Source organism: Microbispora sp. CSR-4, from assembly GCF_008033685.1.
Taxonomy (GTDB): Bacteria; Actinomycetota; Actinomycetes; order Streptosporangiales; family Streptosporangiaceae; genus Microbispora.
The window spans coordinates 1-25,888 of record NZ_VJVX01000018.1 but is presented as its reverse complement, the minus strand read 5'-3'; the positions used below and the strand labels follow the sequence as shown (position 1 = coordinate 25,888).

The 25,888-nt window shown below is 71.2% G+C and carries 20 protein-coding genes and 2 pseudogenes; 16 read left to right on the top strand and 6 right to left on the bottom strand.

From position 1 onward, the window contains the following. The first annotated feature begins 117 nt into the window (after window positions 1-117). The 3 genes from FLV34_RS15560 (at window position 118) to FLV34_RS15550 (ending at window position 2,645) form a co-directional block, all read left to right on the top strand. Window positions 118-1,428 carry an ATP/GTP-binding protein gene (locus tag FLV34_RS15560; protein WP_142645903.1) on the top strand — a complete coding sequence of 437 codons (1,311 nt, stop codon included), beginning with the start codon at window positions 118-120 and terminating at the stop codon, window positions 1,426-1,428. A 10-nt stretch (window positions 1,429-1,438) separates the two neighbouring features. Next, window positions 1,439-2,065, top strand: coding sequence for an RloB family protein (locus tag FLV34_RS15555; RefSeq protein WP_261985786.1), 627 nt, complete (start codon window positions 1,439-1,441; stop codon window positions 2,063-2,065). Window positions 2,066-2,144: 79 nt separating this feature from the next. Next, the gene (locus FLV34_RS15550; RefSeq protein WP_142645901.1) at window positions 2,145-2,645 is read left to right on the top strand and encodes a GNAT family N-acetyltransferase; all 501 of its coding nucleotides are present in this window, start codon (window positions 2,145-2,147) and stop codon (window positions 2,643-2,645) included. Between the two features lie 150 nt (window positions 2,646-2,795). Here FLV34_RS15550 and FLV34_RS15545 read toward each other — a convergent pair whose 3' ends face one another. Then, on the bottom strand, window positions 2,796-4,259 hold the full coding sequence (locus FLV34_RS15545) for an endonuclease/exonuclease/phosphatase family protein (protein ID WP_147943429.1): 1,464 nt from the start codon (window positions 4,257-4,259) through the stop codon (window positions 2,796-2,798). Between the two features lie 244 nt (window positions 4,260-4,503). On the opposite strand from FLV34_RS15545, the gene FLV34_RS15540 reads away from it, so the two are divergent. The 4 genes from FLV34_RS15540 to FLV34_RS15525 all read left to right on the top strand — a co-directional run bounded on the left by FLV34_RS15540 (window position 4,504) and on the right by FLV34_RS15525 (window position 7,005). Beyond that, window positions 4,504-5,475 carry a DUF2332 domain-containing protein gene (locus FLV34_RS15540; protein WP_147943428.1) on the top strand — a complete coding sequence of 324 codons (972 nt, stop codon included), beginning with the start codon at window positions 4,504-4,506 and terminating at the stop codon, window positions 5,473-5,475. A 118-nt stretch (window positions 5,476-5,593) separates the two neighbouring features. Continuing rightward, window positions 5,594-5,965: a hypothetical protein gene (locus FLV34_RS15535; protein ID WP_142645898.1), complete on the top strand. Its 372-nt coding sequence runs from the start codon at window positions 5,594-5,596 to the stop codon at window positions 5,963-5,965. A 161-nt stretch (window positions 5,966-6,126) separates the two neighbouring features. Next, a complete protein-coding gene (locus FLV34_RS15530) occupies window positions 6,127-6,711 on the top strand; it encodes a hypothetical protein (RefSeq protein WP_142645897.1) in 585 nt (194 codons plus the stop codon). Window positions 6,712-6,729: 18 nt separating this feature from the next. Then, on the top strand, window positions 6,730-7,005 hold the full coding sequence (locus tag FLV34_RS15525) for an iron-sulfur cluster assembly accessory protein (protein WP_142645896.1): 276 nt from the start codon (window positions 6,730-6,732) through the stop codon (window positions 7,003-7,005). Between the two features lie 17 nt (window positions 7,006-7,022). Here the strand turns inward: FLV34_RS15525 and FLV34_RS15520 are convergent, their stop codons facing one another. Then, entirely contained in the window at window positions 7,023-12,521 is a 5,499-nt protein-coding gene (locus tag FLV34_RS15520; protein ID WP_147943427.1) for a non-ribosomal peptide synthetase/MFS transporter, read from the bottom strand. 506 nt (window positions 12,522-13,027) lie between these two features. Here FLV34_RS15520 and FLV34_RS15515 point away from each other — a divergent pair. The 3 genes from FLV34_RS15515 to FLV34_RS42460 are packed head-to-tail and all read left to right on the top strand — an operon-like array spanning window position 13,028 to window position 17,358. Beyond that, on the top strand, window positions 13,028-13,954 hold the full coding sequence (locus FLV34_RS15515) for a TauD/TfdA family dioxygenase (RefSeq protein WP_147943426.1): 927 nt from the start codon (window positions 13,028-13,030) through the stop codon (window positions 13,952-13,954). Window positions 13,955-13,981: 27 nt separating this feature from the next. After that, entirely contained in the window at window positions 13,982-16,066 is a 2,085-nt protein-coding gene (locus FLV34_RS15510) for an HAD-IIIC family phosphatase (RefSeq protein WP_147943425.1), read from the top strand. 5 nt (window positions 16,067-16,071) lie between these two features. Beyond that, entirely contained in the window at window positions 16,072-17,358 is a 1,287-nt protein-coding gene (locus FLV34_RS42460) for a glycosyltransferase (RefSeq protein ID WP_142645892.1), read from the top strand. 152 nt (window positions 17,359-17,510) lie between these two features. On the opposite strand, the pseudogene FLV34_RS42455 reads toward FLV34_RS42460, so the two are convergent. Continuing rightward, a pseudogene (locus FLV34_RS42455) lies at window positions 17,511-17,717 on the bottom strand (TetR/AcrR family transcriptional regulator C-terminal domain-containing protein); the annotation flags it as partial. A 23-nt stretch (window positions 17,718-17,740) separates the two neighbouring features. Here FLV34_RS42455 and FLV34_RS40465 point away from each other — a divergent pair. Both FLV34_RS40465 and FLV34_RS15490 read left to right on the top strand, forming a co-directional pair. Continuing rightward, window positions 17,741-17,839, top strand: a pseudogene (locus tag FLV34_RS40465) (FAD-dependent monooxygenase); the annotation flags it as partial. A gap of 295 nt (window positions 17,840-18,134) precedes the next feature. Then, window positions 18,135-19,409 (top strand): helix-turn-helix domain-containing protein, encoded by a 1,275-nt coding sequence (locus tag FLV34_RS15490; protein WP_147943424.1) that lies wholly within the window; start codon window positions 18,135-18,137, stop codon window positions 19,407-19,409. A 4-nt stretch (window positions 19,410-19,413) separates the two neighbouring features. On the opposite strand, the gene FLV34_RS15485 is transcribed toward FLV34_RS15490, so the two are convergent. Beyond that, the gene (locus tag FLV34_RS15485) at window positions 19,414-20,571 is read right to left on the bottom strand and encodes an NAD(P)/FAD-dependent oxidoreductase (RefSeq protein WP_261985785.1); all 1,158 of its coding nucleotides are present in this window, start codon (window positions 20,569-20,571) and stop codon (window positions 19,414-19,416) included. 2 nt (window positions 20,572-20,573) lie between these two features. Next, on the bottom strand, window positions 20,574-21,839 hold the full coding sequence (locus FLV34_RS15480; protein ID WP_147943423.1) for a serine hydrolase: 1,266 nt from the start codon (window positions 21,837-21,839) through the stop codon (window positions 20,574-20,576). A gap of 186 nt (window positions 21,840-22,025) precedes the next feature. Here FLV34_RS15480 and adh point away from each other — a divergent pair, with 186 nt between their 5' ends. From adh to FLV34_RS15465, 3 genes are all read left to right on the top strand, one after another. Continuing rightward, window positions 22,026-23,549 carry an aldehyde dehydrogenase gene (gene adh, locus FLV34_RS15475; protein WP_142645888.1) on the top strand — a complete coding sequence of 508 codons (1,524 nt, stop codon included), beginning with the start codon at window positions 22,026-22,028 and terminating at the stop codon, window positions 23,547-23,549. Continuing rightward, the gene (locus tag FLV34_RS15470) at window positions 23,549-23,929 is read left to right on the top strand and encodes a DUF779 domain-containing protein (RefSeq protein WP_142645887.1); all 381 of its coding nucleotides are present in this window, start codon (window positions 23,549-23,551) and stop codon (window positions 23,927-23,929) included. Before adh ends, FLV34_RS15470 begins: the two co-directional genes overlap by 1 nt. A gap of 129 nt (window positions 23,930-24,058) precedes the next feature. Next, window positions 24,059-24,766 carry a hypothetical protein gene (locus FLV34_RS15465; RefSeq protein ID WP_147943422.1) on the top strand — a complete coding sequence of 236 codons (708 nt, stop codon included), beginning with the start codon at window positions 24,059-24,061 and terminating at the stop codon, window positions 24,764-24,766. A gap of 56 nt (window positions 24,767-24,822) precedes the next feature. Here the strand turns inward: FLV34_RS15465 and FLV34_RS15460 are convergent, their stop codons facing one another. After that, the gene (locus tag FLV34_RS15460; RefSeq protein WP_222709524.1) at window positions 24,823-25,593 is read right to left on the bottom strand and encodes a polysaccharide lyase family 1 protein; all 771 of its coding nucleotides are present in this window, start codon (window positions 25,591-25,593) and stop codon (window positions 24,823-24,825) included. Between FLV34_RS15460 and FLV34_RS41540 the strand changes: the two genes are divergently transcribed. Beyond that, window positions 25,577-25,888 (top strand): hypothetical protein (locus FLV34_RS41540; RefSeq protein ID WP_222709523.1); only part of this gene is annotated, 312 nt, incomplete at its 3' end. The genes FLV34_RS15460 and FLV34_RS41540 overlap by 17 nt on opposite strands.

Below are 25,888 nucleotides of genomic sequence, written 5' to 3'. Positions count from 1 at the left end.
GGCCGTTCGCAGGCAAACGCACCTTTGATCGCAATTGAAACGCGGTTTCGGGGGAATCTCTCCGTAGATCGCTCTGAAACTGTATGGTTCTTGCGCTCAAGTGAAGAGGTGATCACTATGCTTCTGCGCTTCCGGGTGGCCAACCATCGGTCGTTGCGCGATGAACAGACGTTGTCGTTCGTGGCCGCGCCACGGCGGGGGGAACAGAAGCGAAAGGGTGCTGTGATCCCTCGGACCGTGTCAGCGGCGGGGATCTACGGTGCGAACGCATCGGGCAAGTCCAACGTGCTGGACGCCCTGCGGTGGATGAGCCGGGCGGTGAAGAGTTCGCATACCACGTGGGCGCCGAGCGGAGGGGTGCCGCGACGTCCGTTCCTGCTCGACGAGACAGGCCGCAAAACCCCCTCCTTCTATGAGGTCGACTTCCTCGACGAGGGAGTGCGGTATTCCTATGGCTTCGAGATCGACGACGAGAACGTCCGCGGCGAGTGGTTGTACTCCTTTCCGGCCGGGCGGCCCAGGACGCTGTTCGAGCGGAACGGGCCCGAGGACTACAGGTTCGGTCGTTCGCTCGGCGGAGAGACCGCCCGGATCGCGAAGCTCACCAGAGGGAACGCCCTTTACCTCTCCTCGGCGGCTTCCAACAACCACCCGTTGCTGGGTGCCCTATACGAGACGTTGGCGGAGAAGGTCCACTTCGCCGAGCAGGATCACTTCGACGAACAGGCTCGGCTCTCGGCGACCATGTCGCTTCTCGAGCATCCCCGAGCGGCCAGGGACGTCAACGAACTCCTGCGGCTGGCCGATCTCGGCCTGGAGTCGGCCGAGGTGGTGCGTCGCGAGATACCGCCCGAGGTGCTCACGAGTTTCCGGCGTCTGCGAGAGGCCGTACGGGAGAGTGGCGGCGACTTCGCCACCGACGAGGAGCAGTTCGGAAAAGAGATCCGCCTACGCCGGGCCGGGACGGACGTCACCCTGGACATCAGAGAGGAGAGTGCGGGCACCCGAGTCTGGCTGTCGATGCTGGGCTACACCCTGGTGACGCTTCTGGCCGGACACCTGCTGGTGGTCGACGAAATCGACTCCAGCCTTCACCCCGTGCTTTCCTCGACCTTGATCCGGATGTTCCAGGACCCCGAGATCAACCGGACCGGGGCGCAGTTGCTGTTCGCGTCCCACGACACGACACTGCTCGGCACCATGCTCGCCGACGACACCCTGGGCCGGGACGAGGTCTGGTTCACGGAGAAGGACGCGAACGGTGCCACATCCCTTTTCCCGCTCGCCGATTTCCGGCCACGAACCGACGAGAACATCGAGCGTGGTTACCTCCAGGGTCGATATGGTGCTGTGCCGTACCTGAACTTCGACAAAGTTCGCGAGATCTTCCGAGGAATGGAACCCCGACTGGATGAGCCCTCGGCGTAGCCCCCCACGCTTGGAACGGCCTTCAGCGAAAAGAGATCCGAAGAAGCGCATCCTCGTCATATGCGAGGGCGTCGTCACCGAGGTCCAATACTTCAACGGGGTGAAAGACCACTTTCGAGCAGTCCCCGTAGAGGTCGGCCACTGCGACGTCGACGGCTGCGGCAAGGATCCGCTGAGCGTCGTGAGGGAGGCGATCCGGCGTCGGGACAAGGCCCGTTCCGCCGCGCGGCGGCACCGGGACGCCTTCCTCGCCTATGACGAGACATGGGCGGTGGTGGACGTCGACGATCACGCCTCTCTGGATGAGGCGATCCGCGTGGCGCGAGATGATGGGATCAATCTGGTCATCTCCCGCCCCTGCTTCGAGATCTGGCTGCTGTGGCACTATCAGGATTGTCCGGCCGCTCTGACCGCCAAAGAGATCCAGCGGAAGCTCGCGACGAAACTGCCGAACTACGACAAGCATCTCTCTGCGACATTTCCCTACCACGACTATCTTCGAGCCGAACGCCGTGCGAAATCGGCCGATCCCGATCACTCGGCACCTAACCGGAAAGGGCGCAATCCCTCCACGAACGTGTGGCTCGTCGTGAACGGGATCGCCCAGTCCGGGAAGAGAGAACCCGTCGGCATCTGAGCCTCGTACGCTGATCTTCTTTTCCGGGGTGCGGGAAAACCACTGGGCGTACCGGGCCGGGGCGGAGGAGACTCGGCACATGGGGATCATCGCGGCGGAGCGGCTCACGCTGTGGCCGCTGACCGTGCAGGACGCGGACGAGATGGCGGAGGTGCTGTCGGGAGAGGAGCTGTACGCCTTCATCGGCGGAGCCCCGCCCACCCCGCAGGAGCTCCGCGCCAGGTACGCCAGGCTCGAAGCCCGCCGCTCACCGGACGGGCGGCAGGAGTGGCTCAACTGGATCATCCGCCGCGACACCGACCGGCGGGCGGTCGGCTACGTCCAGGCGACCGTGGCGGACGAGGGGCGGCGGGCCGAGGTCGCGTGGGTCGTGGGAACCACGTGGCAGGGCCAGGGCTACGCCTCGGAGGCGGCGGCTGCCCTGGCCGGGTGGCTGCGGGCGCGCGGCGTCGCCCGCATTGAGGCCCACATCCATCCCGATCACCACGCGTCCATGGCGGTGGCCGGCCGGGTCGGCCTGGCGCCCACCGATCACGTCGAGGACGGCGAGCGCCTGTGGGCCTGGGAGGCCGGGGCCTGAAACGCCCCGGCCTCCCGCCGGTCTGCGCCAGTCTGCATGTCCTCCTGCCGGTCCGCGCCGGTCTACCCGGTCTGCGCCGGTTCGCGTCGGTCTGCCCGGCCTCCCGCCGGTCCGCGCGTGAACGGGCCGGTCTGTGGGCGGACGAGCGGCCTACGTGCGGCCGGGCAGCCGCAGCGTCGCCACGACTCCCGCATGGTCGGACGGCCACAGGCCCAGCGGCGTACGGTCGGTCTGCCTGTTCCCGATCACGTTGATGTTCTTGACCCCGAACGCCCCGCGGAACAGGACGAGGTCGATGCGGCGCGACAGCGAGGAGACGGAATTGCGCAGGTCGGGCGCCTGGCAGCAGGTGAATCCGGGGTCTCCGGAGTGCCTGAACCTCCACGCGTCGGAGAAGCCCTGGTCGAGAAGGAACCGGTAGGTGGCGAACGTCGGATCGTCCGGGTCACTGGCGTTGGCGTTGAAGTCGCCGACGAACACGACGGGCAGGCGCGTGTTCGCCGCACTCGCCACGAGCTCCTGCGCCTGCGCCCGCTGAACGGTCAACGGTGGTGTCGAGTCCAGATGGGTGTTGACGAAGCGGAACGTCCGCCCACAGACGGTGGCGTCCACGGAGATCCAGCCGCGGATGTCGGTGATGGTGCCCGCCGGTGAGCGCTGCGTCGAGTTGATCACGTAGGTCTGCACCTGCCGGTTGGACAGCGTGATCTTCCTGGCCGCGTCCGCCCTGACGATGACCACGTCACGATAGGTGAGGCGCACGTCGATCCCGAGCGTGCTGGGCACCTCGATGTCCGTGCCGGGCATGATGCCGACCGTCTCGTAGTGGTGCCCCAGCCGGTCGAGCTCGGCCAGAAGGGCGTTCAACTGGTCCGACTGCACGTTCTCCGCCGGCCGCGAACCGGTTCGTACGATGTCGACCTCCTGGAGGCCCACCAGGTCGGGCTCGTTGCGGGCGATCTCGCGGGCGACCGCGGCCGCGCGTTCGGCGGGCGCGCTCGCGATGATGTTCTGGTAGACGGTCGTGACCCCCGCGAGGAACTGCGGGAGCGTCTGCGCGGCGATCAGCGGCGCGAAGTTGCTGCCCAGGTACATGTTCTGCGTCATGACGCGAATGTTGGGATCGCAGGGTTTCGGCGCCGGCTCGTTCCTGGGGTTTTTCCGGGACTGCGCCGCGTTCTGCTGGTCGCCGGCGTTCTGCCGGCCGTTGGCGCTCTGCCTGGTCTTCTGCGCCGATGAATTCCGTACGTGCGAATCGGTCTTTTGGGTGTTCGAGGTGATCGTGCGCGAATGGGCGAGTTGCCGGTTGTCCGGCAGTGCCCTCGATTGCGTCGTGGACTGCTGAACCGGCGACAGGACCTGGGTGAAATCACGGAGCAGCTTCTGGTTCTGGCCCTGGCCCTGGTCGCCCCGCTGCCGCTGATCGTTCTTGTTCTTGCTCTTGTTCTTGTTCGCGCCGGGGTGCGGGGAGAAGGGGTCGGCGGCGGCGCGACCGGCCAGGCCGCGCGCCGGTATGGGAGCGGCCGTGCCGTCCGCGGCGGCGTGGGCGACGGTGCCGTCGGTCAGCAGTGCGCCGACCGTGAGAAGCGCGACAAGGCTCATTCTTCTGGGCAATTGAGCTCTCCTATGCGCGGGTTCCCCGACATCGCCTCGTTCATCGCGAATGTCGGTATTAGTGACCCGCCGTGAATGGTTCCCTGCCGCCTTGGCTTTCCTTTCCGTTCACCGTGTAAACGGCCATCGCCTTTTCTTTCGACTGCCTTGGGCGCGCATGTGGTGTCGGTTGCCGAGCCCCTCTTATCGTGCGCTCTTTCCTCCTGGTTTGATGGGATGTCGAGGTCGATATAGGGAGACAGGCATGGAGACGGCGCAGAGGTATCGGTACTTCGCGGAGCAGGAGGTCAGGGAGCGCAGCCCGGCCTACGAGGCGCTCGCTCTCGGGATCGCGGCCGACCCCGGGCTGCTCGAACTGATCGACGGCCTGCCGGAGCCGAAACGGCAGCCGAACCTGCTGCTGGCCGCCGTCCGCTTCCTCAGCGGGCCGTACGACGAGTTCGGCCGCTTCCGGGAGTGGCTCGTGCGCCACTGGCCCGAGGTGCGGGAGACGATGCTCGCCCGGCGGACGCAGACCAACGAGACGGGCCGGTGCGCGAGCCTGCTGCCGGTGCTGGCGGCGCTGCCGCAGCCGCTCGCCCTGGTGGAGGTGGGCGCCTCGGCGGGGCTGTGCCTCTACCCCGACCGCTACCGCTACCGCTATGACGACGGGCCGGAGATCGGGCCGGCCGAAAGCCCGGTGCTGCTCACCTGCCGGACGAACGGGAAGGTGCCGGTGCCGGAGCGTCCCCCCGAGGTCGTGTGGCGGGCCGGGCTGGACCTCGACCCCGTCGACGTACGCGACGACGAGGCGGTGCGCTGGCTGGAGTGCCTGGTGTGGCCGGAGCAGCAGGACCGGCTCGCCCGGCTGCGCGGGGCGGTGCGGATGGCGCGGCAGGACCCGCCCCGCCTGGTGCGGGGGGACGCCGCGGCGGCCCTGCCCGATCTCGTCGCCGCCGCGCCCGCCGGGGCGACGGTCGTCGTCTACCACAGCGCGCTCATGCCCTACCTGGACGCCGAGGCGCGGGACCGCTTCGTGGCGCTCGTACGCGATCTTCGGGTGCGCGGTCTGCCGGTGCGGTGGATCTCCAACGAGGGCTCGCCCCGGCTGCCCTCCCTCCTTCCGAAGCTGACTGCCGAGCTGCCGGAGCGGCGGCTGGCCTTCCTGCCCGCGCTCGACGGCGAACCGCTCGCGATGGCCGGGCCGCACGGCGAGTGGCTCGACTGGCTCGCCTGAGCGCGCCGATCTCCGGGCCGATCTCCGGGCCGATCTGTCAGCCGATCTTCTGGCCGATCTTCGAGCCGGGAGTGGGATCCGCACCGCGGGGGGTAAGGAGAGACCGGAAGGAGAAGGCATGCCTGCGGAGACGGAGCGGCTGCGCCAGGTCGTGGACGAGCTCTTCCACGACCGTCTCCGCGTGACGCGCCGCGACCTCTACTCCGCCGCCGCCGCGGACATCCACGTGCCGGCCGAGACCCTCGCCCTCCTGAACGAGATCCCCGAGGGCTCCTACAGCCGGGCGGAGATGCTGGACGCCATCGAGGGGGCCGTAAGGGACCGGGAGGAGGCGGAGCGGGAGGCGCGGCGACCCGAGCGGATCGTCGCGCTGGAGGACACCGCCGAGGCCGAGCGCGCCATCATCGGCGACACCACGTTGAACGCGCTGATCCAGGGGCCCTCCGGCCCTCCGCCGGACGCGCCGCCGTTCCGGGAGCCGGGCGAGTGATACGCACTGTGCCGCCAAAAGACTGTGCCGCCAAGAGCGGGTGCTGCCAGAAGACTGCGCCGCCCAAAAGACATATGCCGCCCAGAGACATATGCCGCCAGAAGGCGCGTGAGGCCGCCGGAAGGCACACGAGAAGGCGCACGAGGAGGAGGGGTGACGCGATGCGATCCGGCCCGGTGACGATGCGGGTGCGACGCTACCTGCCCGACGGCAATCCGTTACGGCGCGGCACCGACCGCGTCGAGTCCCTGGCCGTCCTGGCCTTCCTGATCCTGTCCGTGCTGAGCCTGGGCGCGGCGTACGCCGTGGGCGCCGCCGTCTATCGCGGCGGCGTGGCCGAGGAGCATTCCGGGCGGTGGGTGACGGCGACCGTCACGCGTGACGCGCCGGCGGCCACCTGGGTCGCCGTGGAGGGCACCGCCGCGCGGCTGCGCACGGGCGTCGCCTGGACGACCGCCGACGGCCGTACGGTGACCGGGCAGGCGCCGGTGCCCTCGGCGGCCAAGGCCGGCACGCCCGTGCGGATCTGGCTCGACCACGAGGGCAGGCCCGGCGACGGCCCGCGCAGCCGGATCGACACGGTCGCGGACGCCGTCGCGTCCGGAACGGCCACGGCGGCGCTGTCGCTGACGATGCTGCTCGCCTGCCTCGCCCTTGTGCGCCGCCGTCTCGATCACCACAGGTACGCCGCCTGGGACGCCGGATGGCTCGCGATGAACCGGCGGCGCAAGCCCAAGGACGCGTAAGCACACAGGAGGCGCGTCGTGCTGACAGTGACCGACCATGCCGTTCGGGCGATCCGCGATCTGATGGTGGGGGAGTATCTCCCCGAGGAGGCGGGCCTGCGCATCGCGGCCAAGCCGGGCGAGCCCGCCTCGCTGGAGTTGTCGCTGGCGAGCGCGCCGTTCGCGGGCGACGAGGTGATCGAGAAGGCGGACGTGCGCGTCTTCGTCGAACCGGAGGTCGCCGAGGCCGTCGGCGGCAAGACGCTGGACGCCGAGACCGGTCCCGGCGGCCGGCCCACCTTCCGCTTCACCTGATCACCTGTCGCCCGTACTCACAGCTCGGCCGGGACCCGTGGCGGCGGGACGCTCGCCTCCTGGCGGCTGCGCAGCGCCTCCAGGCCGACCAGGTCGTCCGGCTCGGCGTCCGGGGTCTCCTGGTCGAACCTCGCCAGGGCCGGGTGCCGCAGGGCCAGCGTGATCGTGAGTGCGATGGCCAGGCCGCACACGACGTACAGCAGGCCGATGCCGCGGCCCTCGCCGACGCCGATCACCTTGCCGACCGTGCCGGCCAGCGGGCCGTCCGGCCGCATCAGCGGCTCGAAGAGCAGCCCCACCAGCCAGGCCTGTACGGCGAGGCCGACCGGCTGGGTCGACAGCGCGAGCATCCGGTTGATCGCGATGACCCGGGCGTGGTAGCGCTGGGGCACCTTCGAGTGGATGATCGTCAGCCAGATGCCGTCGCTGATCGTCATCATCAGCGACATCCCGAAGGCGCCGATCGTGATGAGGACGAGCGACGGGCGCAGGCCGGCGATCGCGCAGAAGATCCCCAGCACGCCGGCGGCCGCCAGCATGCCGAACATCCGGCGGTCGCGCGGGCCGCCCCACAGCGTGATGATCAGGCCGCCGCAGACCGCCCCGATCCCGGCGAGCAGCGCCACCCGCCCGGTGTCGGCCAGCTCGCCGACCGACAGCACCAGCGGCGAGATCATGATGAACCCGGTGAACAGGAAGAAGTTCACGATGAACATCGTGAAGGCCATGGCCCGCAGGCCCCGCCGTCGCAGCAGATAGCGGAAGCCGTTGCGGATCTCGGCGGAGACCGTCTCACGGCGCCGCCAGGCCATCGTGGCCGGGAAGCGCACGAGCAGGGTCACGGTGAACGCGATCGCGTAACAGACCACGTTGGCGGTCAGGATGCCCTCGATGCCGATCAGCGCCAGCACGGCGACCGAGAACAGCGGCACCATGAGCTGGGCCACGGCGTTGCCGAGCTGGACGACGCCGCCGACGTGATGCAGATAGTGCTTGGGCGCGAGCTGCGGACCGGCCGACTGCCAGGCCACCCGTTGCAGGGTCACCGATATCGACAGCACGACCAGCAGGCCGTACAGCAGGGGCATGCTCAGCACGTCGCCGGCCATCAGGGCGAGCAGCGCGGCCTGCACGGCCAGCGACAGGCCGTCGGCGGCCAGCATCGCCCGCTTGCGGTCGTAGCGGTCGACGAGCGCGCCGATCAGCGGCGCGAGGACGAGCCCCGGCACCAGCCCGATGATGGCGAACAGGCCGAACTGCACCAGCGAGCCGCTCTTCAGGTACGCCCAGATCGGCACGGCGAACTCGGTCATCACGGCGCCGATCATGGAGACGATCTGACCGGTCGCCACCGTGAAGAACCGGCCCAGGCTGGGCTGCGGCCCGGCGACGTCGGCCTTCCGGTCGGTGGACAGCGCCTGCCGCCACCACGTCGCCGGGTCCTCGGGTGGGCGTGGCCGCCACTCTCCGGGGCGTTCGACGGCGGCGTGGGTGGTCGTGACGATCGCGGCCAGTTCCTCGGTGCGATAGCGGAGGAAGTAGTGGCCTGCCTCGGCCATCACGACCAGTGCCGTGGTCTCGGAGACGCAGTGCCAGTCGCGGTAGCGCTCCTGGTAGAAGTCGGTCAGCGCGTCGCGGTCGCCGACGATCGAGATCACCGGGGCGCGCAGCTGCGGGCTCTGCCGCTCCACGAGCTCGCTGAAGTAGTCCTCACCGGCCCGCGCGTCCACGCGCATGGTGCGGATGATGTGGTCGACCTGCTCGGGTTCGAGGTCCTGGAGATCGGCGCCCATCGCGCGCAGCCAGTTGGCGTGCGCGTTGGCGTTGTCCAGCGCCTTGCTGCGGAAGATGCGCCCGAGCAGGCCGTTCAGGCCCTTGGTGGGGGTGGCGAACGGGAAGCTGCCGCCCATGTAGACGGCCTCCACGCGCCGCCCGGCGGCCTCAAGACGCCGCGCGATCTCGGCGGTCAGCGCGCTGCCGACGCAGTGGCCGTACAACGCGACCGGGCCGCGCACGCGCTCGACCACCTCGTCGCAGACCCGCTGGGCGGCCTCGTGGAACGGAATCGTGCTCTCCTCGACGCCCAGCTCGTGGCCGGGCAGGGCGACCGCGAACAGCGAGTGGCCGTCCGGCAGCGCGTCGGCCAGCGGCTGGTAGACCATCGCGCTGGCCCCGCCGTACGGGATGCAGACGAGCGACAGCGCCGGCGTCTTGATGGGCCGGGTGAGCTCGACCAGCAGGCCGCGCGGGCCCTCCTCGGCGGTGCTCTCCGGGGTGCCGTTGGCGGCGTCGATCACCGCGGCCAGCTCGCGCACGGTGCGGTTGGCGATCGCGTCGAGCACGGTCACCTGGTAGCCGCCGGAGGGCAGCGCCTGGCGCAGCTTGGCGACCATGCGGATGAGCAGCAGCGAGTGGCCGCCGAGCGCGTTGAAGTCGGCGTCGATCGAGACGGCGTCGATGCCGAGGACCTCCCGCCAGACCCCGGCCACAAGGATCTCGGTCTCGGTCGTCGGCTCGGCCAGGTCGTCGCCCACCCGGACCACCGGATCGGGCAGCGCCTTGCGGTCCACCTTGCCGTTGGCGTTGAGCGGGATGGTCGCAAGCGGCACGAACACCGACGGGACCATGTAGTCCGGCAGCCGTTCCGCGCAGTGGTCCGCCAGATCGGACAGCTCCGGACCGGTGGGGACGTAGTAGGCGACGAGCCGCTTGTCCTCGGAGGTGAACGCGTGGACGGTGACGACCGCGTCGCGCACCCCGGGGTGATCGAGGACGGCCGCCCGCACCTCGTCCAGCTCGATGCGGTAGCCGCGGATCTTCACCTGGTCGTCGAACCGGCCCAGGAAGGCCACGTTCCCGTCGCGGGTCCAGGCCACCCGGTCGCCGGTGTGGTACATCCGGCCGCCCGGGTTGAAGGGATCCGGCAGGAACCGTTCCTCGGTGAGGTCCGGCCGGTTCATGTACCCGCGGGTCACGCCCACGCCGCCGACGTACAGCTCGCCCGGCACGCCGACCGGCTGCAGCCGGCGGTTGGCGTCCAGGACGTACATCCGCATGTTGGGCAGCGGGCGCCCGATCGGGACGACCTCCACGAGCTGGGCGTCCCGCACGGGATAGATGCACGTGCCGACCGACGCCTCGGTGGGGCCGTACTCGTTGATCAGCCGGCCCGGGCCGAGCATCTCCAGCCAGCGGTTGGCCATCGAGCCGGGCAGCGCCTCGCCCGCGACGACGATCTTCCCGGCGAGCGCGGCGGCCTGCCGGGCGTCGATCTGGTGACCGAGCACCTCCAGGTGCCCGGGGGTGCACTTGATGAAGGCGTACGGCCCGCCCGCCACCAGCAGCGCGCCCAGCTCGCCCATGTCGAAGTCCTGCGGCAGCACGGTGACCCGGTGGCCTGTGATGAGCGGCGCCCACAGGTTGGGCACCACGAGGTCGAACGCCACCGAGCCGAACAGCGGCGCGCCGCCGTCGCCCTGGGACGCCAGGTCCTCCACGGCCCACCACACGTGGTTCACCAGCCCGCGGTGGGTGACCTGCACGCCCTTCGGCTTGCCCGTCGATCCCGAGGTGAAGATCACGTACGCCAGCCGGTCGATGTCGTACGGCACGCCGACCGGGTCGCGCGGCTGCCCGTCGAGCAGGCCGCCGCCCACGTCGACCACCTCGACGCCCTCGAACAGATGCGCATAACCCGCTGAGGTCAGGACCAGCGGGGTCGCGGCGATCGACAGCATGTCGTGCACGCGCTGTGCGGGGAACTTGGGATCCATCGGCAGGTAGGCCGCGCCCGCCTTCCACACGCCAAGCAGGCAGGCGATGAGATCCGGGCTCCGGTCGAGCAGCACGCCCACCGTGTCCTCCGGGCCGATGCCCCGCTCGCGCAGCAGGTGAGCGACCTGGTTGGCGCGGGCGTGCAGCTCGGCGTAGGTGGTCGTGCGGCCCTCGAAGGCGACCGCGACCGCGTCGGAGTCCGCGTGGCGCTCCAGCAGCTCGGGCAGGGCGACGTCCGGGTAGGGCCGGGCCGAGTCGTTCCAGTCGTCCAGCACCACCTCGCGCTCGGCGTCGGTGAGCAGCTCCAGGCCGGCCAGCGGGGTGTCCGGGGCGGCGGCGATGCGCTCGGCCAGCGCCCGGTAGTGCCCGGCCATCCGGGCGACGGCGTCGGCGTCGAACCGGTCCTTCTGGTAGGTCAGGTAGAGCTCGGGGTCGCCGGCGCCGTTCAGGTGCACCAGCAGCGCGAGGTCGTAGGTGAAGTCGTCGACCTCGTGCTCCCAGACCGACGCCTCCAGCCCGGGCCAGCGCCCGCGCTGGTCGCGGAAGACGCGCAGCGAGAAGCCGACGGTCGACAGCGAGAAGTTGCGGGCGTCCCGGTCGCTCAGCGCCCCGGCCAGCTCCGAGAACGGCAGGTGGTTGGCGAGCGCCTCGCCGAGCCTGCGCCGGATCCCGGCCGCCGCCTCCCGGAACGACGGGTCGCCGGACAGGTCGGCGCGCAGCGGCAGGGCGTTGACGAAGCAGCCCAGCACCGGCTCCAGCTCCACGCGGCGCCGCCCGCCGTCCACCGTGGCGATCGTCAGGTCGCCCTGCCCGGTGTATCGCGCGAGCAGCATCGAGAAGACCGTGAGCAGGGCCACGAACGGGGTGGTCCCGGGGCCGCCGGCCTCCCGCAGCGCCCGCAGGACCTCCTCCGGCAGCGTGAACAGGTGGCAGTCGCTCCGGTTGCCCTCGGTGACGGCCTGGCCGTCCCGCGCGATGGGCAGCTCCACCGCGCTCGCGCCGTCGAGCCGGTCGCGCCAGTGGGCGAGCCGCCGCTCGCGCTGCTCGCCGGTCAGCTCACGCCGCGACCAGGCCGCGTAGTCGGCGTACTGGAGCGGGGGCGCGGTCACCTCGGCGGGCCTGCCCTCGTGGGCGGACGCGTACACGCTGGTCAGCTCGTCCACGATGATGCCGACCGACCACCCGTCGCACGCGATGTGGTGGCAGACGAACATCAGCACGTGGTCCTCGTCGGCCAGCCGCACCAGCGTCGTACGGTGGACCGGCCCGGCCTCCAGGTCGAAGCGTTCGACGGCGGCCCTGCACGTGATCTCCCGGGCCCGGGCCTCCCGCTCGGCCTCCGGCAGCTCCCGCAGGTCCACGACGTCGAGCGGCGCGGGCCCGGGGTCGAGGATGACCTGCCGGGGCTCGTGCCCGTCGCCCTCGTAGACCGTACGCAGGATCTCGTGGCGTTCGACCAGGCTGTCCAGGGCGATGGTCAGGGCCCGGAGGTCGAGCGGGCCGGTGAGCCGCAGGCCGATCGTGGCGTTGGGCGCCGGGGCGCCCTCGGCGAAGCGGGCGCCGAGCCACATCTGGGTCTGCTCGTAGGAGCAGGGGGCGGGTCCCTCGCCGCGCGGGGTGATCGCGTTGGCGGCGGCGGCCTTGGCGGCCCTGGCGGCAAGCAGCCGGCGCAGCGCCTCCTGCCTGCGTGGGGAAAGCGACGCTATTAAATGCTCGTTGTCAGTCGTCGGCGTTATCGTCACCGAGCGTTCTCCTCTCTGCGCAGACAATGCGCAGGACCAGCTGACCACGCAGAAAAGTGGTTGAACCAGAAAACGCTTGATCGTCGATTCCGCAGGACGTCGCCGCGTATCTCGCCGCGTTGAGCCGAGATGCGTGGGAGCGCTCCCACGAAAGTGATTATTTTACGATACGGGATGCACGCTGGGTAACGCAAGCCTCACTTTCACCTGCGATCACGTGCGCAGAGTATTGGGAAATCGACCTTCCGTCAGCGATTGCGGGTGACCGAACATGAGCAGCCGTCGGCATTGCCGACGGACACAGGCATATGTCGGAGAATTTGACTGGCGTCGTCGAGTTGACCGGATGAAACATGTTTCTTGCGCGTAACCCGATCCGGGTTCTATGTTGGCCGCCGGAATCTCTTTTCCGCAGGGGCGCCGCTTATTCGAGGGCCCGCCTGCCTCCTTAATTCGACTTTTCCCCGTGCTCGGCCGCGGCCGGATCGCGCGCAGAAGGAGGACGCATGGACGACTTCTGGAAGCCCTTGGAAATAGCCCCGGACGGCGTCGCCGCCACGCCCGAGGGGCTGCTGCACCGGCTGCGCGAGCTGAACGTGGGCGACCTGCTGGTCCACGAGAAGGCGCTCGTCTTCCGGGGGTTCGGCGTCACGCCCGAGACCCTCGATCCCGTCATGGACATGCTGCTGCCCAACCGCCTGGCGTACGTGCACGGCAACTCGCCCCGCACCAAGGTCGGCGGCAACGTCTACACCTCGACCGAGTATCCGCCCGAATACACGATCTCCATGCACAACGAGCTGTCCTACTCCGCCACCTGGCCCTCGCGGCTGCTGTTCTACTGCGAGAAGGCGGCGGAGACCGGTGGGGCCACCCCCGTCGTGGACGGCGTGCGCTGGCTGGAGTCGCTCGACGACGAGGTCAGGGACGCCTTCGCCAAGGGCGTGCGCTACACCCAGAACCTGCACGCCGGCCGCGGGCTCGGCAAGAGCTGGCAGGAGACGTTCGAGACCGAGGACCGCGACCAGGTGGCCGAGTTCCTCGACGGCATCGGCGCGGACTGGCAGTGGCGGCCCGACGGCGGCGTGCGGATCTCCCAGGTCAGGCCGGCCACCACCCGCCATCCCGTGACCGGCGCCGAGGTGTGGTTCACCCAGGCCGATCAGTGGCATCCCGCCTCGATCGGCGACGAGGCCGCCGCCATGCTCGCCGAACTCATGCCGCCGGAGGAGCTGCCCCAGTCGGTGACGTTCCCCGACGGCGCCCCGATCCCCGGCGAGTACGTGATCCAGGTGCGCGACCGGGGCCTGGACAACGCGGTGGACGTCGACTGGCGGGAGGGCGACCTGCTGCTGATCGACAACGTGCTGGTCGGGCACGGCCGCAGGCCCTTCACCGGCTCCCGCCGCATCCTCGTGGCCATGTCCGACTGATCAGGCGCCGTTCGAAGGGACACCGAAGTGAACAAGATCGGGCTTGGGGTCGCCGCGACCTTCACCGCCGAGCCGCTCGGGGACGCCCTGCGGTTCTGGCTCGCCGAACTCGGCATCCACGGGGACGCCGAGGAGGCCGTCGCCTTCGCGCCGTACGACCAGGTCTTCCCCTCGCTGCTCGACTCGGGCAGCGTGCTCGGCCGGGCCCGCGCCGCCGTCGTACTGGTCCGGGCGGAAGACCTGGTGGCCGAGGATCCGTCCGCCGGGCAGGACAGGCTCGACGAGGCGGAGGCCGTGGCCACCGACCTCGCCGCCGCGCTGCGCACCTCGGCGCGCGGGTCGGGCAGTCCGCACGTGCTCGTCGTCTGCCCTCCCTCGCCCGAGCACGGCTCGCCCGAGGTGCACGCGCGCCTCGCGTCCCGGCTGGTCCGGGCGTTCGAAGACGACCGGGCCGTCTCCGTGCTCACCTCCGCCGAGCCGTACGAGCCGGGGCCGGACGAGGTGCACGACGCCTTCGCCGACCGGACCGGCAACGTGCCCTACACCGACCGCTATTTCGCCGCACTGGCCGCCGCGGCCGTCCGCCGCCTGCACGCCATGACCACCCCGCGTCCCAAGGTCGTCGCCGTGGACTGCGACGGCACGCTCTGGGACGGCGTGGTCGGCGAGGACGGCCCCGACGGCGTCGTCATCGGTCCCGAGCGGCTGGAGATCTGGCGCGAGCTGGCCCGCCAGGTCGCCGCGGGCAGGCTGCTGTGCCTGTGCAGCAAGAACGAGGAGAAGGACGTCCGCGAGGTGTTCGCGCGGCATCCGGAGCTGCCGGTCGGCCTGGACGACATCGCCGCGATGCGCGTCGGGTGGGACGCCAAGTCGGTCTCGCTGCGCTCGGTCGCCGCCGAGCTCGGCCTCGGGCTCGACTCCTTCGTCTTCCTCGACGACAGCCCGGTCGAGTGCGCCGAGGTGCGGGCCGGCTGCCCCGAGGTGCTGACGCTCAGGCTCCCGGCGGACGCCGCCGAGGCGGCGGCCTTCCTGCGGCACTGCTGGCCGCTCGACCTGGCCGCGGTCACCGAGGCCGACCGCGAGCGCACCCGGCGCTACCAGGAGGAACGGCAGCGCGAGCAGGCCAGGGGCGAGATGTCCCTCGCCGACTTCTTCGCCACGCTCGACCTGCGGGTGACCATCACCCCGGCAGGTCCCGAGCACGAGGCGCGGGCCGCGCAGCTCGCCGAGCGGACCAACCAGTTCAACCTCTCGGGGACGCGCCGCCTGGACGGCGACGAGAAGTTCGTCGTGGACGTGCGCGACCGCTTCGGCGACTACGGCGTCGTCGGCCTCACCGACGTGCGTACGGACGGCGACACGCTGCGCGTGGGCGCGTTCCTGCTGAGCTGCCGAGCGCTCGGGCGCGGGGTGGAGCACCGCATGCTCGCGCACCTGGGGGCGCTCGCGCGGGAGCGCGGGCTGGCCCGGGTGGCCCTGGCGTTCCGGGAGACCGAGCGCAACCGGCCGGCCAGGGACTTCCTCGCCGCGCTGCCCGCGAAGGTCGAGCCGTACGGCGAGGAGTCGGCCTGGTATGTCCTCGACGCGGCCGACGCGGCCGCCGTCGTCCACACGCCGGGCCCTGCTGAGGAGAGGGCAGCGGGGCCCGCCGGGACCACCGGCTCGGTCGAACCCGCCGGGCCCGCCGGATGGGCGTCGGTCGAACGGATCGCGACCCGGCTGACCGGCGCCGACGCGATCCTCGACGCCATGCGGGCCGGCCGCCACATGACGGAGGTGGCGGGGGCGAGCCCCGTCGAGGCGGCCGTCATGCGGATGTGGGCCGAGCTGCTCGACGTGGCGCCTGCTTCCGTGAGCGACGGCTTCTTCCAGCTCGGCGGCCACTCGCTGCGGCTGGTGCAGTTCATGGCGCGGGTGCGTGCCGAGTTCGGCGTCGAGCTGCCCTTCGACACGCTCTACACCACCTCGTTCACCGTCGCCGAGGTCGCCAAGGCGATCGAGGAGCGGCAGCTCGCCGACGCCGACGACGAGGAGCTGGCCGGGCTGCTCGACGAGCTCGCGGGCCTGTCGGACGAGGAGATCGACGCCCTGCTCGACTCGGAGAACGGCTGATCCGCATGGCCACGATGCTGCTGAGCACCCACGGCACCAACGGCGACGTGCTCCCGTTCGTACGGATCGGGCGCGAGCTGGCGGAGCGCGGCCACGACGTCGTCGTGATGACCCACGCGTGGTTCGCCGACCGGATCGCGGCCGCCGGCCTGCGGCACCTGCCGATCGACACCGACGAGGGCTACGACCGCCACCTGGACGACGCCCGGCGCTACATGCTCGATCCACTGAAGGACCCCGAGGGCGTGCTCGCGCTCTACCGGCGCAACGGCCTGTTCGAGCTGCTGGCCGACGAGGTCCGCATGATCGAGGCGCACTACCGTCCGGGGGAGACCGTGGTGGTCGCCCGGCACACGTCGGGCATCGCCGCGCTGATGGCCGCCGAGCGCCGCGGGGTGCCGGTGGCGCTGGTGTCCGTCACGCCCCACCAGTACGTCTCGCTGCCGGTGCTCGCGAACCTCTTCAGGCGCGTGCTCGGGCAGGGGTACGACGAGGTCTTCCAGGAGTTCGGCCTGCGACCGGTCCGCGACTGGTCCGCCTATCTCAACAGCGCCAAGACCCAGCTCGCGCTGTGGCCGGAGTGGTTCGACGCCGCGGGCCAGCCGGCTCCGGAGGGTGTCGTCCGCTGCGGGTTCGTGCTCGGTGACACCGCGGAGGGGCCGGTGCCCGACTGGGCCGAGCCGCCCGTGCTGATCACCGGCGGCACCGGGCAGGTGCTGCACGACCGCTTCTACGACGTGGCGGCGCGGGCGTGCCGGCGGATCGGCAGGAAGGCCCTGCTGGTGAACCGGCATCCGGCGTTCCAGCCGGAGTCGCTGCCCGACGGGGTGGAGTGGATGCCCTCGGCGCCGTTCGCCTCGTTCATGCCCCGGGTCGCCGCGGTCGTCCACCACGGCGGGATCGGCACGCTCGCCCGGGCGCTGTCGTCGGCCACCCCGCAGGTGCTCCTGGCGCACGGCGTCGACCGTCCGGACAACGCCGAGCGGCTGGAGCGTGCCGGGGTGGCGACCTGGCTGCCCGTCACGCACTGGACCGAGGACCGGGCGGCCGATCTGCTGGCGCGGGCCCTTGAAGACAGCGGGGAAGACGGCGGATATCGGGAGCGGATCGCGCCGCTCGCGGCCGACGCGGCGTCGGAGAACGCCGTGCGTGTCGCGGCCGACCACGCCGAGGCGCTGCTCGGCACCGACGCGGTCATGACGCGGCCGGATCCGCGTGAGCGGCTGGCGCGCCTCACCCCGGAGCAGCGCACGCGCCTGGCCGCCATGGCCCGCGCCCGCCGGGCCGTGTAGAGGACCGTGTGACAGGCCGTCACGGTCACCCGGCGGGGAGCGCGGCGGCCAGGCCGTCGAGCACCTGCCGCAGGCCGGACGCGAAGATCCGCTCGCCCTGGTCGGCGCGGTGCGGCCCCTCGGCCTCCACCATGATCCGGATCAGCGGCGTCGAGGCCGAGCCCGTCGACCGCCCGCAGCCACGCCTCCATCCAGGGCAGACTGCCGGGGCCGAGCCCGGGCCGCGCCGCCGTGGCGAGCGCGAACCAGGGGCGGCGCAGCATGAGCGCGCGGGTGCGCTCGGCGAGCTCGCGCAGGTCCGCGCGCCATTCCCCGCTGGGCTCCGGCGGCGCGTTCTCGCGCAGCACGGCGTCCACCATCAGGTCGATGAGGTCGTCCTGACGTGGTGGTGGCGGGTGCGGGCCCGGCCGGGCTGATGCTCGCCTGCGAGCTGCGGCTGGGCGGGGTGTCGGTGCTGGTCCTGGAGCGGGAGGCCGAGCCCGGGGCGGCGCACAAGGCGGGGGCGATGGGCGCGCGGTCGCTCAACGCGCCGACGGCCGACGCCTTCCACCGGCGGGCCGGGGCTCGCCGCACGGGCCGAGGGTTTCGCCGGCCGTCTCACCGTGCTCCCGGGCGCGCCGGCCATGCTCGTACGGCCGGACGGGCTCGTGGCGTGGACCGGCGAGCCGCCCGCGGACCCGTTCGCGCCCTGGCTCCGCTGAGCGGACCCGGGCCCTTGTCGGGCGGCCCGGGCGTGGGTGACGATGGCGCCTGAAGACGCGGAGAGTGAGGGCGCCGTGACCAATCCATGGCTCGCGCTTGAGTCCGGGGCCGACGCTGCGGAACGCACCGGTGAGCTGCGCCGCGCCCATGAACGCTTCCTGTCGGCCGGGGTGATCGACGGCCCGATCGACGGCCCGGTGCGCTCCGTCGTCGCGGACTCGTGGCGGCGCTCGGCGCGGGCCGTCGATCCGGACGCGCTCGCGCCGCTGGAGCTCAGCGACGCCGAGCTGGAGGAGTATCGCCGCGCGCACCCGCTGGCCCAGGTGCTGCCGCTGTTCCGCGACCTGCTGGGCGGCATCGCCGACGACGGGCGGCACCTGCTCGCGGTGTGCGACGCGGCCGGGCGGCTGCTGTGGGTCGAGGGCCATCGCGGGGCGCGGGCGCGGGCCGAGCGGATGAACTTCGTCGCCGGGGCCCGGTGGGACGAGTCCCACGCGGGCACCAACGCCCCCGGCGTCGCGATCACGGTCGACCATCCGGTGCAGATCTTCGCGGCCGAGCACTTCGCCGTGCCGGTGCAGCCGTGGACCTGCGCCGCCGCGCCGATCCACGACCCGCACACCGGCCACCTGCTCGGCGCGGTCGACGTGACCGGCGGCGACAACCTGGCCAGCCCGTACAGCCTGGCCCTCGTGCAGGCGGCGGCCCGCGCGGCGGAGGCCCATCTGGCGACCCTCCCGGCACCGGATCTCGCGCCCGCCGTGACGCTCACCGCCCTGGGCCGGGACGACGCCGTGCTCGGCGAGGGCCCGCGCCGCATCAGGCTCGGCCCCCGGCACAGCGAGATCGTCGTGCTGCTGGCCTGCCACCCCGAGGGACTGGGCAGCGACCAGCTCAGCATGGAGCTGTACGGCGATCGCGCGCTGAACCCCGTCACGCTCCGCGCGGAGCTGTCCCGGCTGCGCCACCGGCTCGGCCCGCTGCTCGACTCCCGTCCGTACCGGCTGCGAGTGCCGGTGCGGGCCGACTTCCAGGAACTGGCCGAGCACCTGGCCGCCGCGGACGCCGACGCCGCGCTGCGGGCCTATCGCGGGCCGCTCCTGCCCGGCTCGGACGCGCCCGGCGTCGTCTGGCAGCGCCGCCTGCTCGACGACGGCGTACGCGACCTGCTGGTGGCCCGGCGCGACCCCGCGCTGCTCGAACGGTGGACGCGCGCGCCGTGGGGGAGGGACGACATCGTCGCCTGGCAGGCGCTGCTGGCCGCGCTGCCCGCCGGATCCCCGGCGCGGGCGCGGGCCGCCCGGCGGGTGCGGTACCTCGACGCGGAGTACGGCCTGCCGTCGCTGTGAAGGCTCAGGCGAGGTTCCTGAGCCATCGGACGGCGACCGCCGCGGCCAGGCGGGGCGGCACGGTGCCCGCTCCGAGCCCGACGTCGACGAGCAGGTCGAACACCTCGGTGCGGCGGGCGGCGACGTCGATCGCCGCGTCGATGAACCCGGGGGAGCGGGCGGCCAGGGCGAGCGTGTCGGTGGTGCGCAGGTGCCGTCCGAGCGCCCGGCGCAGCCCGCGCCGGTAGGCCCGCAGCGGGGCGTCCGGTGACCCGATCGCCGCCTCGGCGGCGAGCCGTCCCGACACCAGCGCGTAGTAGATGCCCTCGCCGGTCAGCGGGTTGATCAGGCTCGCCGCGTCACCGGCCAGCAGCACCCGGCCCGCGCCCGGCACCGGCCGCCCGCTCGACAGCGGCAGGTGGTGGGCCCGCAGGTCGCGCACCTCGCCGGGCGGGCTCTCCATCATCTCGGGAAGCAGCCGGGCCAGCCGGCCGTGCAGCACCTCGCGGCCCGGCAGCCCGGTCTCCCGCATGCGGGGCAGCAGCAGGCCGTAGCCGACGTTGGCCGTGCCGTCGCCCACGGGGAACGACCAGCCGTAGGCCGGCCACGCCTCGCTCTGCATGACGATGACCTGCACGTCGTCGTCCGGGGGCACGTCGGCGTACCCGCGCACCGCGATGGCGGTGTGCCGCTCCGGGCTCGGCGGCACCCCGATCAGCCGCCGTACGGCCGAGTTGGCGCCGTCGGCGGCGACGACCGTCCGGGCGACCAGGTGACCGTCGACCACGACGTGCCCGCCGAGGGCGGTCAGCGTGCGCACCCGGTGGCGGCGCACCTCCACGCCGCGCGCCCGCGCCGCCTCGACCAGCCGGGCGTCGAAGACCCGGCGGGGCACCACGTGGTTGGGCCGCGCGACGACGGCCGAGACGTGGGCGCCGCCGGGCGACGTCACCGACAGGCGCGGCGTCGGCCGGTGGTCGTCGAGCAGGCCGGGCAGCCCGAGCAGCGCGAGCTCCTGCCGTGCGTGCGCCGCGATGCCGTCGCCGCAAGGCTTGTCCCGCGGGAAGGCCGCCCGGTCGAGCAGCAGCACCCGGCAGCCGGGGTCGAGCTGCCGGGCCCGCAGCGCGGCGGCAGAGCCCGCCGGCCCGGCGCCGACGACCACCAGATCCCAGACGTCGTCCACATTTACAGACCGTACGTGGAGAAGAGGTCGGTGGTGGGCCAGGACTTCACCGAGTTGGCGGCGGTGTGGAGAAGGGAGTCGATGTCCCCGTAGCCGAGCCCCGAGGCGTCGTCGCGCTGGTCGAACAGCACCACCCAGCTCAGCCCGTCGTAGCGCCGCACCATGAGGGTGGAGGTGCCGGCCAGGGAACCCGTGTGCCAGGTGTTGCGGCCCCCGGTGACCGGGCTGACCTGCCAGCCGAGGCCGTAGTACCAGCCGTTGGAGTTGATCCCGATCGACGGCTTGGCGAACGCCTTGGAGATCGACGCCGAGGTCAGCACGCCGGCCGCGTCGAAGAGGGTGGTGAACTTCGCCAGATCGACGGCCGTGGCGAGCCAGCCGCCGTGGGCGGCCATGTTCTCCAGGTTGAACCCGCCGTACGGGTAGGGCAGCACGGAGCCGGAGGTGTCGATCACGCTCGTGCCGGTGTACTTCGAGAAGTACGGCACCTCGCCCGATTTGCGGAGACTCTTCGCCGTCCTGCCGAGCGTCATCCGCTTGATCTTGAGCGGCGTCAGGATCTTGCTCTGAACGTAGCTCGCGTACGAGACCCCGCTCGCCTTCTCGATGACCTTCTGCAGGAGGAGGTATCCGTAGTTCGAGTACGCGTACGTCGTCCCGGGCGCGTGGTCGAGCTTGCGGCCGGTGACGTACTGGATGATGTGCACCTGGGTGACCGGCAGCGGGACGCCGAACTTGGCCGCGATCGTCCGGTCGCTGAACATCGGATCGCCCGACACCTCGGAGTCCCAGCCGCCCAGGTGCTGCAGCAGGTGGGTCACGGTGACGGAGGCGAGGCGCGGGTCGGCGGCCGTGCTCAGCCCCAGCAGCGGCGCGACCTTGGCCGTGAGGCTGAGCTGGCCGTCCTGCACCAGCTTCAGCACCGCCGCGGCGGTGATCGGCTTGCTCAGGCTCGCGATGCGGAACAACGAGGTGGGCCCGGCCGAGAACGAGGTGTCCGCCGTCCAGTTGTAGCCCCGGGCGAGCACCAGCTTGCCCTTGCGGGCCACGGCCAGGGAGGCGTGCGGGATCGTCCGCGCCTGCATGAAGCTCTTGAGCGTGTCGTCGAAGGGCTTGAGCGACGTCGCGCCGCTGCCGGTCACACTCCACGTGCGGGCCGCCGCGCTCGCGGGCGACGCGGGCAGCCCGGCGGCGAGCCCGGCCGCGGCGCCGCCCGCCAGCAGGCGCAGCGCGTCCCGACGGGAGGCGGAAAACGATTCCGAAATCATGACGCGTGATTTTAGGACAGACTTGACCGGCCGTAACCTTATTTCTGACTATCCGGATCGGAGGCTCAGCTCGGTGAGAGGCTGTTTCCGGAAAGGCGCCGGGAACATGGACGCAACGTGTCGGCAACGTGCCCGTGACTAAGGTCCGGGGCGTCAGACCCACACCCTGTCCGGGAGGTCCATCCCATGACCCGTTACGCCGCGCCGGGACAGCCGGACGCCCTCATGGCGTACGAGCAGCGTTACGACCACTGGATCGGCGGGGAGTACGTCCCGCCGCAGCGCGGGCGGTACTTCGAGAACCCCACGCCGGTGACCGGTCAGACCTTCACCGAGATCGCGCGCGGCACGGCCGAGGACGTCGAGCGCGCCCTGGACGCCGCGCACGGCGCCGCCCCCGCCTGGGGACGCACGTCCGCGGCCGAGCGGGCGAACATCCTCAACCGGATCGCCGACCGCATGGAGCAGAACCTGGAGCGGCTCGCCGTCGCCGAGACCTGGGAGAACGGCAAGCCGATCCGGGAGACGCTGGCCGCCGACATCCCGCTGGCCATCGACCACTTCCGCTACTTCGCGGGGGCGATCAGGGCCCAGGAGGGCAGCCTGTCGGAGATCGACGCGGACACCGTCGCCTACCACTTCCACGAGCCGCTCGGCGTCGTCGCGCAGATCATCCCCTGGAACTTCCCGATCCTGATGGCCGCCTGGAAGCTCGCGCCCGCGCTGGCCGCCGGCAACGCCGTGGTCCTCAAGCCGGCCGAGCAGACCCCCGCGTCGATCCACTACTGGATGAGCCTGGTCGCCGACCTCCTCCCGCCGGGTGTCCTCAACATCGTCAACGGGTTCGGCGTCGAGGCGGGCAAGCCGCTGGCCTCCAGTGCGCGGGTCGCGAAGGTGGCCTTCACCGGGGAGACCACCACCGGGCGGCTGATCATGCAGTACGCCAGCGAGAACATCAAGCCGGTCACGCTGGAGCTCGGCGGCAAGAGCCCCAACATCTTCTTCGACGACGTGTCCTCCGCCGACGACGAGTTCTTCGACAAGGCGCTGGAGGGCTTCACGATGTTCGCGCTCAACCAGGGAGAGGTGTGCACCTGTCCCTCCCGGGCGCTCATCCAGCAGGGCCACTACCAGCGGTTCCTGGAGGCCGCGGTCGAGCGTACGGAGAAGATCGTGCGCGGGCACCCGCTGGACCTGGCCACGATGGTCGGCGCCCAGGCGTCCAACGACCAGCTGGAGAAGATCCTGTCCTACCTCGACATCGGCCGGCAGGAGGGCGCCAAGGTGCTCACCGGCGGGCAGCGCGCCGACCTCGGTGGCGAGCTGTCGGGCGGCTACTACGTCGAGCCGACGATCTTCGAGGGCGCCAACCACATGCGAGTGTTCCAGGAGGAGATCTTCGGACCGGTCGTCTCGGTGACCTCGTTCACCGACTTCGACGACGCCATCAAGATCGCCAACGACACGTTGTACGGCCTCGGGGCCGGTGTGTGGACCAGGGACGTCAACAAGGCGTACCGGGCCGGCCGGGCCATCCAGGCCGGGCGGGTCTGGACGAACTGCTACCACGCCTATCCCGCCCACGCCGCCTTCGGCGGCTACAAGCAGTCGGGCATCGGCAGGGAGACCCACAAGATGATGCTCGACCACTACCAGCAGACCAAGAACCTGCTGGTCAGCTACTCGCCCGCGAAGCTCGGCTTCTTCTGATGCCCGAGGTGTCCCGCGTGGACCTCACCCCCGCGGCCGCCGACCTCATCCGGCGGCTGCGGGCGGCCCACGGCCCGCTGATGTTCCACCAGTCCGGCGGCTGCTGCGACGGCAGCGCGCCGATGTGCTATCTGGAGGGCGAGTTCCGCACCGGCTCCTCCGACGTGCTGCTCGCCTCACTCGCCGTCGAGGGCGTCGACGAGCCGGTCACGTTCTGGATGTCGGCAAGCCAGTTCGAGCGCTGGCGGCACACCCATCTCACCGTGGACGTCGTCCCCGGCCGGGGCAGCGGCTTCTCCCTGGAGGCACCCGAGGGCGTGCGCTTCCTGATCCGCTCCCGCCTGCTCACCGACGCCGAACGCGCCGCCCTCGACAGCTGAATGTCGATTACGCGTTGACGTCGCAATGTGACGGTAAGTAATTACTTCGCTGTAGTTGGGCGCGGTGGTGGACGGACCGGGAGGGGCACGGTGAGCATGCGGCTGATCCGGGGAGGAGCGGTGATCAGCATGCCCATCGATATGCCGAATCCTCTGGCGGGGTCCGTGCTGTCCATACTCCTGGCGGCACGGGAGCTGGACCTGTCGGTGACCGAGACCCACCTGGCGGGGCTCCTTTATCTCACCGACGTCGCCGCCGTCGAGGCGGGACACGCGCCGATCAGTGGGGCCACCTGGCGCCTCGGGCGCCGTGGCCCCTACGACCCCGCCCTGACGCGGGCCCAGGACTATGTGGTGGAAAGCGAACTCGCGGAGCGTGGCGACGACGAGTCGGCCGACGCGGGGGCGGGCGTTCTGTCCCTAACCCTGGTTGTGGACGATCCTCTCGATCGTGAGGCCATGGACTTCGTCCGTACGGTCGTGGCTCTGCATGGCGGCAAGGACACAGCCGCTCTTCGGAGCGTGGTGGACGCCACCGTGCCCGTCATCGAGGCGCAGGCGGGCGGAGAGTCCGGCGTTCTGCTCGACCTCAGCCGGGTGCGGCGGCGCAGGCAGGCCGAGGCGCTGCTCGCGCGAGCGAGGACGACGCTCAAAACGGAGTATTGCGTCAAGCTCGCGCAGGGAACCGCCAATCTGCCCAGCAAGTGCTGGGTGCGCACCGTTTGCGCGCAGCCCTTTCTCAAGGAAGAGCTCGGCGACTACCTGGGGCGGCTTCCGCCGCAGGTGGTGGCCCTGATCGAGGACAACCTGCTCGCGTATCTCGGCCTGGTCGGCTGACGGGCGAGCGGAGGCCGCGGCGTGGGGAGCCGCGGCCTCTGGGGTCTTCCCTGGGCTCAGATCTTGCCGGTGCCCGCGTTGGCGAGGACGTTGGCCTTGACGCCACTCGGGTTGTCCACCGTGTACGAGTACGGGATGGAGGCGACGCTGCCGGCGGTCTGCGGCGTGCCGGAGTTCACGAAGTAGTTGTCGCGGGCGACGATCGACCCGCCCGGCGACGAGCCTTCGGCGGTGTGGGTGGGCTCGGCGATGTTCTCGAAGTAGTTGCCCTCGACGAGCACCCCGGCGCCGCAGGTGGAGGCGATGCCGTAGCTGTAGCCGGTGTAGGACGGGTCCTTGTAGTAGTAGTTGTTGAACACGTGCACCGGGTTGGCGAAGCGCACCCGCGGGTTGCGCTGGGCACAGGTCTGGAACGCGTTGTGGTGGTACGTCACGCGCAGGTGCCCGGTGTCCTCGGAGCTGTTGTTGTCGCTGTGGCCGACGAGCGAGCACTTGACGTGGTCGTGCAGCTTGTTCCAGGAGACGGTGACGTAGTCGGAGCCGTGCGTGATGTCCAGCAGGCCGTCGTAGTAGTCGGTGCCGTGGCTGGTGTCGCTCGACAGGTCGTTGTGGTCGAGCCACACGCGCTTGGCGTTGTCGAGGTGGATCGCGTCGCCGTTGCCGTTCCCGGCCCGGACCTTCGAGATCTTCATGTTGCGCACGATGACGTTGTCGACGTCACGGATGTTCAGGCCGCAGCCGGTCAGCCCGGAGTCGGCGCCCACGCCGACGATGGTGGTGTTGCCGCCCACGCGCACGTCTTCCGAGCAGGTGAAGTTGCCGTTCACCTGGACGATCTTCGCGGCGCTGTCCTTGACGGCGGCGGTGAGCGCGGTCAGGGAGGTGACCGTCGTCGTGCCGCCGCCCGCGCCGCCGGTGGTGCCGCCGCCCTGGGTCGCCCAGCCGATCAACCCGGTGGTGGGCGGAGTGGTCGGGCCACCGGTGGGCGGGGTGCTCGGCGAGGGGGTCGGGCTGCTCGTCGGTGTCCTGGTGGGGGTGGGGGAAGCGGGCGGCTGGGAGCCGGTGGGCTGGAGTGACCACTGTTTGGTGGACACCGAGTCGCAGGAGTTCTGCTGCACGAGC